The sequence below is a fragment of the Haladaptatus sp. ZSTT2 genome (genome assembly GCF_037081775.1).
Classification (GTDB): domain Archaea; phylum Halobacteriota; class Halobacteria; order Halobacteriales; family Halococcaceae; genus QDMS2.
The window spans coordinates 2,287,495-2,298,861 of the sequence record NZ_JBAMHQ010000001.1 but is presented as its reverse complement, the minus strand read 5'-3'; the positions used below and the strand labels follow the sequence as shown (position 1 = coordinate 2,298,861).

The 11,367-nt window shown below is 60.4% G+C and carries 13 protein-coding genes; 11 read left to right on the top strand and 2 right to left on the bottom strand.

Annotation, left to right across the window (positions count from 1 at the left end):
- Positions 1 to 13 precede the first annotated feature (13 nt).
- Together V5N13_RS12525 and V5N13_RS12520 are read left to right on the top strand one after the other, a co-directional pair.
- Positions 14 to 718 carry a phosphoglycerol geranylgeranyltransferase gene (locus V5N13_RS12525; protein WP_332898255.1) on the top strand — a complete coding sequence of 235 codons (705 nt, stop codon included), beginning with the start codon at positions 14 to 16 and terminating at the stop codon, positions 716 to 718.
- A 395-nt stretch (positions 719 to 1,113) separates the two neighbouring features.
- Complete coding sequence (locus V5N13_RS12520) at positions 1,114 to 1,422, top strand: HalOD1 output domain-containing protein (RefSeq protein WP_336361036.1); 309 nt, start codon at positions 1,114 to 1,116, stop codon at positions 1,420 to 1,422.
- On the opposite strand, the gene V5N13_RS12515 is transcribed toward V5N13_RS12520, so the two are convergent.
- On the bottom strand, positions 1,419 to 1,856 hold the full coding sequence (locus V5N13_RS12515) for an NUDIX hydrolase (RefSeq protein WP_336361035.1): 438 nt from the start codon (positions 1,854 to 1,856) through the stop codon (positions 1,419 to 1,421). The two genes, V5N13_RS12520 and V5N13_RS12515, sit on opposite strands and share 4 nt — an antisense overlap.
- Positions 1,857 to 1,920: 64 nt before the next feature.
- Positions 1,921 to 2,472 (bottom strand): DUF7344 domain-containing protein, encoded by a 552-nt coding sequence (locus tag V5N13_RS12510; protein ID WP_442905074.1) that lies wholly within the window; start codon positions 2,470 to 2,472, stop codon positions 1,921 to 1,923.
- Between the two features lie 380 nt (positions 2,473 to 2,852).
- Between V5N13_RS12510 and V5N13_RS12505 the strand changes: the two genes are divergently transcribed.
- The 9 genes from V5N13_RS12505 (at position 2,853) to wecB (ending at position 11,366) form a co-directional block, all read left to right on the top strand.
- Positions 2,853 to 3,131 carry a PadR family transcriptional regulator gene (locus V5N13_RS12505; protein WP_332900075.1) on the top strand — a complete coding sequence of 93 codons (279 nt, stop codon included), beginning with the start codon at positions 2,853 to 2,855 and terminating at the stop codon, positions 3,129 to 3,131.
- 230 nt (positions 3,132 to 3,361) lie between these two features.
- Positions 3,362 to 4,351, top strand: coding sequence for a DUF1616 domain-containing protein (locus V5N13_RS12500; RefSeq protein WP_336361033.1), 990 nt, complete (start codon positions 3,362 to 3,364; stop codon positions 4,349 to 4,351).
- 2 nt (positions 4,352 to 4,353) lie between these two features.
- Positions 4,354 to 4,938 (top strand): metal-dependent hydrolase, encoded by a 585-nt coding sequence (locus V5N13_RS12495; protein WP_332898250.1) that lies wholly within the window; start codon positions 4,354 to 4,356, stop codon positions 4,936 to 4,938.
- Between the two features lie 186 nt (positions 4,939 to 5,124).
- On the top strand, positions 5,125 to 5,760 hold the full coding sequence (locus V5N13_RS12490; protein WP_332898249.1) for a DapH/DapD/GlmU-related protein: 636 nt from the start codon (positions 5,125 to 5,127) through the stop codon (positions 5,758 to 5,760).
- Between the two features lie 5 nt (positions 5,761 to 5,765).
- Positions 5,766 to 6,863 (top strand): DegT/DnrJ/EryC1/StrS family aminotransferase, encoded by a 1,098-nt coding sequence (locus V5N13_RS12485; RefSeq protein ID WP_442905099.1) that lies wholly within the window; start codon positions 5,766 to 5,768, stop codon positions 6,861 to 6,863.
- On the top strand, positions 6,860 to 7,846 hold the full coding sequence (locus V5N13_RS12480; protein ID WP_336361032.1) for a Gfo/Idh/MocA family oxidoreductase: 987 nt from the start codon (positions 6,860 to 6,862) through the stop codon (positions 7,844 to 7,846). Before V5N13_RS12485 ends, V5N13_RS12480 begins: the two co-directional genes overlap by 4 nt.
- The gene (locus V5N13_RS12475; RefSeq protein ID WP_336361031.1) at positions 7,843 to 9,183 is read left to right on the top strand and encodes a nucleotide sugar dehydrogenase; all 1,341 of its coding nucleotides are present in this window, start codon (positions 7,843 to 7,845) and stop codon (positions 9,181 to 9,183) included. Before V5N13_RS12480 ends, V5N13_RS12475 begins: the two co-directional genes overlap by 4 nt.
- Complete coding sequence (locus V5N13_RS12470) at positions 9,184 to 10,281, top strand: glycosyltransferase family 2 protein (RefSeq protein WP_336361030.1); 1,098 nt, start codon at positions 9,184 to 9,186, stop codon at positions 10,279 to 10,281.
- The gene (gene wecB, locus V5N13_RS12465; RefSeq protein WP_336361029.1) at positions 10,278 to 11,366 is read left to right on the top strand and encodes a non-hydrolyzing UDP-N-acetylglucosamine 2-epimerase; all 1,089 of its coding nucleotides are present in this window, start codon (positions 10,278 to 10,280) and stop codon (positions 11,364 to 11,366) included. The genes V5N13_RS12470 and wecB overlap by 4 nt, the downstream gene beginning before the upstream one ends.
- The last annotated feature ends 1 nt before the right edge of the window (position 11,367 follow it).

Sequence of the window (11,367 nt, the reverse complement as noted above, 5' to 3'; positions counted from 1 at the left end):
GATTTGAAAGCGTATGCGAAATCCGTGGGATGACTGGGACCACATCGTGAAGCTCGACCCAGACAAGACACTCGCCGACGGCGAGACGTTCGAAGACGTGTGTGCGACGGGAACCGACGCCATCGAAATCGGTGGCACGACGGGCATGACCGAGGAGAAGATGTCTCGCGTCGTCGATGCCTGTGGGAAGTACGACACGCCGCTTTACATCGAGCCGAGTCACGCCGGGGCAGTCGTCCACTCTGATTATCTCGACGGCTATCTCATCCCAGTCGTGTTCAACGCGGGCGATATGACGTGGATGACCGGCGCACACAAAGAGTGGGTGCGCATAGACGACAGCATCGACTGGGAGATGACGACGACCGAAGCCTACATCGTCCTCAACCCCGACTCCTCTGTCGCTGAGTACACCCAAGCGAACTGCGACCTCGAACCGGACGACGTGGCGGCGTACGCCGAGGTGGCAGAGCACATGTTCGGCCAAGAAATCGTCTACATCGAGTACTCGGGCATGCTTGGTGACCCTGAAACGGTGAACGCAGCCCACGACGCCCTTGACGACGCGACGCTGTTCTACGGCGGTGGTATCGGTGATTACGACGCGGCCTACGAGATGGCGTCCGTCTCCGATACGGTCATCGTTGGCGACCTCGTCCACGATGAGGGCGTCGATGCCGTCGAAGCGACCGTTCGTGGCGCGAAAGACGCGAAGTAACCGGCGACCGATTTTCCGGCGTTCGACGACCAGACAGCCCCCGGTGTCGGCAATGTGTGCCGGAGACTGCGCAGAAAGTCGTATTTAAACAATGTGGTCGACAGCTGATAGTCAGACAAATATACCAAATTTCGGACGTATGGTATTTGAACCACTATAGGGGTTAACCCGAACACACTACCTCTAGAACGCCCATCTAGATATTCCTGACACTCAGCATTTCAAAACGATATGGTATTTATGTGCCAGCAAAACCCGAATGACTATATACTGGTTTGACGCACAAGCGAATGTAGAAAACCCGCAGTCACCACAATGCGACCACGTATCTGAGCACTCGATATTTCACCCCACCTACGATGGACTCACACCAAACTGCTAACCGAACGGTACCGTTGCACGAGCAACACGCAAACACGTATCACAGCTACCACGAACCGGGCAACGACGGAATCGGAGCGACAATCATGGATGCGCTCACGTCGATTAGTGAGCAATCGCCGAGCGAGCTTGGCCCGCTCAACGACGTCATCGACCCTGACGCCCTTGACCGCCTGTTTCACTCCCAACCGGACGGGCGACCGCGTGGCTCTGGATACATCCACTTTTCAATCCAAAACTACGAGGTGAGCGTCCACAGTAGCGGCCACATCTCGATTACCCCCCACCACGAAAACACGGTACGCCTCGCAGACCAGCGTTAGCCGAGCTTCGAGAGCTGTGCGTCGAGGTTCTGTCTGAACGCGGCATCGGTCGGCAGTGGCACCCACGAGTACGAATATACGTCACCGACCTCTTCGCCCCGGCCCGTGACGGTGTGCTCCCAGGCGTCGCGCGGTTCGTCTACTTCAAGGTGGAAGAAATATCGACGATAGTGTTTCAGACGGTCTGCTTTCTCGCGCGTCCACGTATCTGCACCGAGCGGGCGGATGGCCGAGAAGTCGGTGAGGCCGCTTTCTTCTGCGACCTCTCTGAGCACGGCGTCATACGGCGACTCTGCGTGTTCGATGGTGCCTTTCGGGACTTGCAGGCCGGAAACCGCAGCCTCGTGGAACACGAGCAACTGCGGGCAGCCATCGACCTCGCGGGTGATGTATGCACAGGCTTTGGGGACAGTGTCCACCCATTGTGAAATCATGGAAAACAAAGACGAGAGCTGCCACATTAGTTACTCTCGACCTAAAGACCCTCTCGATTGTTGGTCATTCGATCAACGACTCAATAGAGGACATATCATTGCCCCCGCGCTGGCGCGTGTAGAGATAGTGGACGACCGTGATGCCGATGACGCCAATCGCAATGATGAACGCCACAGAGGTGCCGTTCATCGAATCGAACGGTGGAAACTGCAGCCACAGCCCGACGAGCAAGAACAAACTCACGACCGAGAGCACCGCGTAGTAGAGCGGCCACGGAAGCGTCGGCGCTGGCTCTGAGTCGAGATAGCGAGACAGCTGGTCTGCTTTCGGGGTGAGTTCTGCAATCCGGGCGTCGCTATCGTAGCGAACGATGTCGAACTCTGCGAGCTTGGGCAGATGCGTCTGGTAGAGTGAGATGTAGACTCGTCTGGTCTCTTCGTCAGTGATGGCGTCGAGTGGCTCACCACTTTCCCACGCTGCGATATGTGTCGCCAAATCTTTCAGCTCCGCTGTTCCCTCGTGCGAGTAGAGGTAGTAGATGACGTATCTACGCCGAGAACTGCTCAATACCTCGAATATGTTATCTTTTGAGAGTGTATCCGTCGTCTGTGACATGTTCAGCTCCTGAGAGCGACCACGGACATCCCTGCCCACCCTTGTGTGCATCATGTGCCCGAACAACCAACTATACTTGAGCGACCATCTTTGTTACAGAGTCGTTATAAACCACCGATTAATGATACGTCGAGAACAGGTATCTCCTAATCGCTGAGTTCTGGGGGATTCAAGCACACACTATTCGTCCCCAATGGCCACAATTCGCCCGATTGAGCCGCGAGCAGACGTTTTGTCAGATTGCCAAGAACCTGTACAAGAAAGCATGTATTACACGACAGCGGGCAGATACAACCCGAATAGTGTTTCGCAATTAACAGACATTCACGGGTGGATAACAAAATCCCTAGCGCCAGTATATGCTCTACATGTCAATGGAGATGTTCGAACTGACTGGCTTCCAGCGCGACCTGCTGTACGTCATAAACGGCAAGGACAAGCCATCAGGGCAAACGATCAAAGAAGAACTCGAGCAGTACGTAGGCGAGATTAACCATGGGCGGCTGTATCCGAATCTCGATACACTCGTCGAAAAGGAGCTGGTAGAGAAGGGGCAAATCGACCGGCGCACAAACTATTACAACATCACCCAGCGGGGGAAAGACCTCATCGAAAAGCGCCGCGAATGGGAACGCCAGTACCTAAGCGCCGTGATGTAACCAGAACATAGGAGCGACAGACTGTCCGCGGGCTGTCACAGTTCGAACACTCCTATCGCAGTAATACACGGACACGACCGCTTTTTCTCAACAACCGTCTCAGTGCCAGTAGCCACAGCCAGCGGGCAGATAGCTGCCGACTAACAAAGCACATTCCTCGCGTGTAACAGACAAATGAGTCAGGAGACGCACGGTCTGAGTGGGGGGAAACCGATGGCCAGAGGGAGCTGATGAAACCGTTGAGCATCGGCCTCGGCCAAGAGACGAGCGACCGTCGACTGCCGTGGGACGTGAGCATCGTCATCGTTCTCGTCCTCATCTCACAGGCAATCATCCTGCTCGACGCGGCATCGCCGGTTCGTATCCTCCTTTCGTTGCTTGCGTTAGCCTTCCTTCCCGGCTTCGCCCTGACGACGGTTGCGTTTCCCGGACACGTCTACCGCCACGACGAGGCGGCGGCCACAGACCGCGTGGTGCCGAGTCTCGACACCGCAGAGCGACTCGCGCTCTCGGTCGCGTTCAGCCTCATCGTCGTGGTTCTCACCGCGTTTTTCATCTCGCAGACGGCGTTCGGCCTCTCGGTTGGCCCGCTCGTCACCGCCGTCTCGTTTCTGACGATTGGCTTCTCGCTGCTCGGGGCGTTGCGCCGGTTGCGCGTGCCAGAAGCCGTTCGGTTTGCAGTCGTCCCACACGAACAGTACGAAGCGATTCACCGCTGGCGACAGCAAACCGACTCCGTCGATGTCGCCATCACGCTCGTGTTGGTGGTCGCAATCGCCGGGTCGCTTACCGGGCTTGGCTTCGCGCTCATCGCACCGGAATCGGGCGAATCGTACACGGATTTCCAGTTACTCGCAGAGGAAAACGGCCAGCTCATCGCTGGAGGCTATCCGACTGAGTTGGTTCGCAGCGAGCCAGCTAACCTCGTCTTCGCCGTTTCGAACTACGAGCAAGGATCAGTCACGTACACCGTCGTTGTCCAGATACAGCGCGTAAACGACGCCGGGCAGGTGACGGGAACCGCCGAACTCGATCGATTTTCAGAGACAGTCGCGGACGGCGACCGCTGGGTCGCCCCACACACGGTGACGCCCGAGACGACGGGCGATGACCTCAGAATCGCGTACCTCCTCTACAAGGGGGATGCCCCGGAGACGCCGACGCAGGCAAACGCCTACCGGCAACTCTATCTCTGGGTGACGGTTACTGAGGCTGCTTGAGCATGTGGCCCTGGGAACACCTCGCGGTTGGCTATCTCGTCTATTCACTGTCCGTTCGACTCACCCACCGCAAAGGCCCCTCTGCGGGTGCCGCACTCGCCGTAGCGTTCGGTTCGCAGTTCCCAGACCTGATCGACAAACCGCTTGGCTGGACGTTCGCCATCCTCCCGAGTGGCACATCGCTTGCCCATTCGGTGCTCATCGCCGTTCCGGTGGTCACGCTCGTCTGGATCGTCGCGCTGTTTCGCGGGCGGCGCGACGTGGGAACCGCGTTCGGCGTTGGCTACCTGCTTCACCTGCCGGCCGACGCCCTGTATCCGCTCGCCCTTGGCCGCCCGCCGAAGTTCGATTCGTTTTTCTGGCCGCTCATTCAGGTCGAGTCGAGTACGCGCCAAGGCTTGCTTGCGAACTTCTTCTACTACTTTGGCCAGTACGTAGACGTGCTTGGAACGCCGGAAGCCACAGCCTACCTCATCTTTGAGTTCGGGTTGTTGTTTGCTGCGTTCGGACTCTGGCTCCTCGATGGCCGCCCGGGACTCTCGCTTTCGGGCCGGAGACGCCGCGAGCGGTCTGCCCCGCGTGACTGAGCAGATTAACGACCGATATATTCGGGAATCGCAGGACAGTACGCCCGGTTTGTCATTCCTTTCCGCAAATAAATCCCACACTTCCGATGGTCAGTACCTGAATAACAAAGCGCGAAAAGAGGCATTCAACTAACAAGCCCACCACCAACACGGGGTATCGTGGAAACGGGGGGAGGGCAGGGAGTTATGAGTCACAGCTACGATAACAGTCAGCCGGTGAATGCGGGGGAGCCGGCACCGCAGCAAGTACAGCTTGGAGATCACTGCCGTATCGAGGATGGCGTCTATCTCGCCACCGCGTACGACGTACACAAGCGCCCAACGACCATCGGTAACTGCGCGGCCATCCGTGCGGGGACAAACATCTACGCCGATGTCACGGTTGGCGACAATCTCAGAACCGGCCACAACGCGCTCATCCGCGAGGGGACGACCATCGGGGATGACGTGCTCGTCGGAACCAACACCGTCATCGACGGGCAGACGACCATCGGCTCGCGCGTGAGCCTGCAGACGAACGTCTACATCCCGACGAACACCACCATCGGCAACGACGTGTTCGTCGGCCCGGGGGTCACCATGACCAACGACATGTACCCGATTCGAAAGGAGTTCGACCTCGTCGGACCGACCCTCGAAGACGGCGTGTCGATTGGCGCGAACGCGACGATTCTCCCCGGCGTCACCGTCGGCAAAGAGTCGTTCGTCGCCGCCGGCGCGCTCGTCATCGAAGACGTGCCACCGCGAACGCTCGCACTCGGCGTGCCCGCGACCTATCGCCCGCTGCCGGAGTCGCTGCAGGGAGGAAATCAGATCGCATGATGTCGATTCCCGACCAGCGAATCCACCTTGCAGACCCACGCATGGGCAAAGAGGAAATCGCGCGCGTCGTCGCGGTCATGGAAAGTGGCCAGCTCGCAGACGGCCCGGAAGTCCGGGCGTTCGAAGACGAGTTCGCCGCCTACTGTGGCGCGACCCACGGCGTCGCGGTCTCGAACGGGACGACCGCGCTCCACGCCGCCTTCGTGGGACTCGGCCTCGGTGAAGGCTCGCGCATCGTCACCTCGCCGTTCTCGTTTATCGCAAGCGCAAACGGCATCCGCCTCGCGGGCGCTGACGTCGGCTTCGTCGATATCGACCCGGCGACGTACAACGTAGACCCGCACGCGCTCGAAGCCCAACTTCGCACCGGCGAACAAATCGACGGCGTGCTCGCCGTCCATCTCTACGGACTGCCCGCGGACATGGCGCACCTCGCCGAACTCCGCGACGAGTTTGGGTTTGCCCTCATCGAAGACGCAGCCCAGGCCCACGGTGCGACGGTGAACGGAAAGCGCGTTGGCTCGCTCGGCGACGCCGCCTGCTTCTCGTTTTACCCAACGAAAAACATGACCACCGGCGAAGGCGGCATGATTCTCACCGACGACGAAGCGGTTGCAGAACGCGCCGCTCGCTACATCAACCACGGTCGCGTGGGCACCTACGAACACTCAGAAGTCGGGCACAACTTCCGGCTGACCAGCATCGGCGCGGCCATCGGGCGCGCCCAATTGGAGAAGCTACCCGGCTTCACGCAGGCGCGACAGGCAAACGCCGCCTTCCTCACCGAGGCGCTCGCGGACGTGGACGTTCTCACGCCACACGTGCCCGCAGACCGGACGCACGCCTACCACCAGTACACGGTACGCACGCCAGACCGCGACGGTCTCATGGCGCACTTAGACGAGTGGGGAATCGACTCGGGCGTCTACTACCCGAAACCAATCCACCAGCAACCGGCGTACGCGGACATCACGTTCCACGCGCCGGAAGCAGAGCAGGCGGCCAGAGAAGTGCTCTCGCTCCCTGTCCACCCGACGCTCTCGGACGAAGACCTCCAGCGCATCGTGGATGCGGTCACCGTCTACACGGAGGGACAACTATGAACAACATGAACGGCACACTGAAAGCAGGCGTTATCGGAACCGGCGTGATGGGACGCAATCACGTCCGCATCTACAGCGAACTCTCGAAAGTCCACCTCGTTGGTGTCTGTGACGCGAACGAAGCGGCGGCCCACGACGTGGCCGAAACCTTCGGGACGACCGCGCTCACGCTGGACGAAATCATCGAGCAATCTGACCTTATCTCGATTGCGGTGCCCACCCAGTTCCACTACGAAGTGGCACGAAAGTGCATCGAGAATGGCGTCCACGTCCTGATCGAAAAGCCGTTCGTTGACGACCTAGACCAAGGCCGCGAGCTCATCGAACTCGCAAAAGAACACGGCGTCATCATCCAGGTCGGCCACATCGAGCGGTTCAACCCGGCCGTGGGCGCACTGCTCGAACTCATCGGCGACCTCGACGTCATCGCCATCGAAGCCCACCGTCTTGGCCCACCGCTGGCGCGCCAAATCGAAGACAGCGCCGTGATGGACCTCATGATTCACGACATCGACATTCTGCTGTCGCTCGTGGACAGTCCCATCGAACGCATTTCGGCAACCGGGGCGCGCGGCGTGCAACACGCAACCGCGCAGGTGGCCTTCGAAAACGGCGTCCTCGGCGTGCTCACCGCGAGCCGCCTCACTCAGAAGAAGGTGCGGACGCTCAACGTCACCGCCCGTGAGTGCCAAATCGAGGTCGATTACATCGACCAGACGGTGCGCATCCACCGCCAGTTCCACCCGCAGTACACGGACGAGAGTGGGAAGATGCGCCAGCGCTTCGAGAGCGTGACCGAACGGCCGCTCGTCGAAACCGGCGAGCCGCTGAAGCGCGAACTCAGCGCGTTCATCGACGTGGTCGCAACCGGCGGAACGCCGCTCGTGACCGCAGAACAGGCGCTTCGCGCAATCGAAGTCGCCCGGCAAATCGACGGCCTCGCATCTGCGAGCGAGATGAAAGCAAAGGTACTCACCGAATGAACGGGCTCTACAACGCAACTGAATCGCACGAAGACCAACGCCACGCACTCGTTTCGGGCGAAATTCCCGTCTCCGTGTTCGGACTCGGGAAGATGGGACTCCCGCTCGCTGCGTGCTACGCAGAGGCGACGAGCAACGTCATCGGCGTGGACGTAAATCCCGCCGTTGTCGAGGCCATCAACCGAGGCGAGTGCCCCATCGAGCGCGAACCCGGACTGGACGAACTCGTCTCTGAGCTCGTGATGGACGGGAAGCTTCGGGCGACGACGGAAGCCGACACCGCCGTCGCGGAAGCTCGGATTCACGTCGTCATCGTGCCGACGCCCATCACCGAGGAGAAAGACCCCAACCTTTCGATTCTCGAAGACGCAGTCTCGAAGATTGGCCGTGGCCTCAAACCGGGTGACCTCGTCATCATCGAGTGCACCGTGCCGCCGGGAACGAGCAAAGACCTCGTCGTCCCGCTGCTCGAAGCCGAAAGCGGCCTCTCGTTTGGGGAGTTTGGCGTCGCGTTCTGTCCAGAGCGCACCTCAAGCAGCCGCGCCCTCCAAGACATTCGTGGCGCGTACCCGAAAGTCGTCGGCGGCGTGGACGCAGAGAGCGCCCGCGTGGCAGAACTCATCTACCACGAAATCAACTCGAACGACGTGCTCGTGGTCTCCGATGCGACCACCGCGGAGGCCGTCAAGCTGTTCGAAGGCCTCTACCGCGACGTGAACATCGCGCTCGCGAACGAACTGGCGCGCCACGCAGACGATCTGAGCGTGGACGTGAACGAAGCCATCGAGGTGGCGAACAGTCAACCGTTCTGCCACCTGCACTCGCCGGGACCTGGCGTTGGCGGCCACTGCATCCCCTACTACCCGTACTTCGTCATGCGCCGGGTAGAAGGCGACATGCCGCTGCTTCGCACCGCCCGCGAGGTCAACGACAGCATGCCCGAGTTCACCGCCGGGAAGATGCGCGAGGAACTCGAAGCGACCGGGAAGCAGATCGCGGATTCGACCATCCTCGTCCTCGGGCTGACCTACCGGCCAGCCATCAAAGAGACGCGCGCGGCACCCGCAAAGCCGCTCATCGAGTCGCTGCGACGGATGGGCGCGCAGGTGCTCGCGGTTGATCCCATCTTGGACGACACGAGCGAGTTCGACGCGGTTCGCGTCTCGCTCGACGACGATGAAACGTACGACGTAGACGGCGTGATTATGGTCACGCCACACGAGGAGTTCGACGACATCGACTGGTCGCGCTTCGAAAACGTGGCCGTCATCGACGGACGCGGGACGCTCCACGGCCGGGCGGCCGACCACCGCGTCTACACTATCGGGAGCCGATAGATGTACCGCGGGCAACGTGTCGGCATCGTCGTGCCCGCATACAACGAGTCCCAACTCATTGGGACTGTCATCGAAACGATTCCCGATTTTATCGACCGCATCTACGTTTTTAACGACCGTTCGACCGACCATACGTGGGACGTGATTCAAGCGAGCGCGGCCACCGCAAACGCGGCGATTGCGAGTGAGGCAGGCTACGACGAGCGGGTCGTTCCGATGAACAACCCGCGAAACGTGGGCGTTGGCGGCTGTGTGAAACAGGGCTACGCGCTCGCGCTCGCAGACGGCCTCGACATCGTCGCGCGCATGGACGGCGACGGGCAGATGGACCCCACGCAGCTCCCGCGCATGCTCGACCCCATCGTGGACGACGTGGCTGACTTCGTGAAAGGCAACCGCCTCTGGTACAAAGAGTACCGCGAGGGGATGAGCCGATGGCGGGTGTTTGGCAACTCGATTCTCACCGGACTGACGAAGGTGGCGAGTGGCTACTGGAAGATGGTCGACCCACAAAACGGGTACTCCGCAATCTCCATAGAGGCGCTCAAAACCATCCCCTTCGAGGAACTCTACGAGGGCTACGGCTTCGAGAACGACCTGCTCGTCATGCTCAACGTCTACGACCAGCGCCTCGCGGAGGTGGCCCACCCTTCGATTTACGGCGACGAAGTCAGCGACATTCGTTACTCGACGTTCGTCCCGCATCTCTCGTACATCCTGTTGCGGACGTTCCTCTGGCGCCTCAAGATGAAGTTTTTCGTCTACGATTTCCACCCGGCGGTGTTCGGCTACATCTTCGGGCTGTTTGGCCTCCTCGTCGGCGTTGTCGCCGCCGTACTCACGATTCGTGACGTGATTGCGGGCGTGGCGATGATGGCCGACGTGATGTTGACGATAACGATGTTTTGGCTCTCAGCGCTCTTGCTCATCCTCGCCGTGAGCGCAGATGTCGAACGCAACGCCCACCTCGTCGTGCTCGTCCACCACAAGCCGGGTGAGGGGCGGGGCGACCACGCGATGGAACCCGTCCCTCGGTCGGTGTCGTCACCAACCGACTCCTCGCCCACACTCGAACCAAACCGACGTGATATGCAATGAAAATCTGTGCTGTCGTGGGCGCCCGCCCACAGTTCGTAAAAGCGTTCCCAGTCTCGCAGGCGCTTCGCCGTGACCACGACGAAGTGCTCATCCACACCGGCCAACACTACGACGAAACGATGTCGGCGGTGTTCTTCAGCGAACTCGGGATTCCAGAACCGGACTACAACCTCGGCGTCGGCTCTGGAACTCACGCCCACCAGACAGCGGCGATGATGGAGAAGCTGGATGCCGTCTTCGACGAAGAACAACCGGATGTGGTGCTCGTCTACGGCGACACCAACTCCACGCTCGCCGCGGCGATGGTCGCGGCGAAACGAGACTGCTTGCTCGCCCACGTCGAAGCCGGACTCCGAAGCTTCAACCGCGAGATGCCAGAGGAGGTAAACCGCGTGCTCACCGACCACGCTTCAGACCTCCTGTTCGCGCCGACCGAAACCGCGGTCTCGCATCTCAAAACGGAAGGCATCACCGACGGCGTCCACCTCACCGGCGACGTGATGTACGACGCCATCCTCGCGGTTCACGACCGGGCGATGGCCGAATCACCGATTCTCGACTGCCTCAACCTCAGTGACGGCGAGTACATCCTCGCGACCATCCACCGGCCGTCGAACACGGACGACCCGAAAACGCTGAAGCGCATCATCCAGACGCTCGGTGACGCACCGCTCCCGGTCGTGTTCCCGGCCCATCCGCGCACCGTCGCTCGCCTAGAGGAGTTCGAACTGCTCGATATGGCCCACAACAATCTGCGACTCATCTCGCCAGTTGGCTACCGCGACCTCGTCCGCCTGCTCGCGGGCGCAGAGCGCGTGGCGACCGACTCTGGCGGGATTCAAAAAGAGGCGTTCTTCCTCGATACGCCCTGCGTCACGCTCCGCGAAGAGACCGAATGGGTGGAGACGGTCGAGGCCGGGTGGAACGTGCTGGTCGGCGCAGACCCGGATGCGATTCGCGCGGGCCTGACCCACGAGTTTGCGTTACAAATGGATGAGAAGCCGACGCCCTACGGCGACGGCCACGCCGCCGCGAAAATCTCCGAGGTGCTCTCACGCGAAGCGCCGATTGCCGTGAAAAACTGAG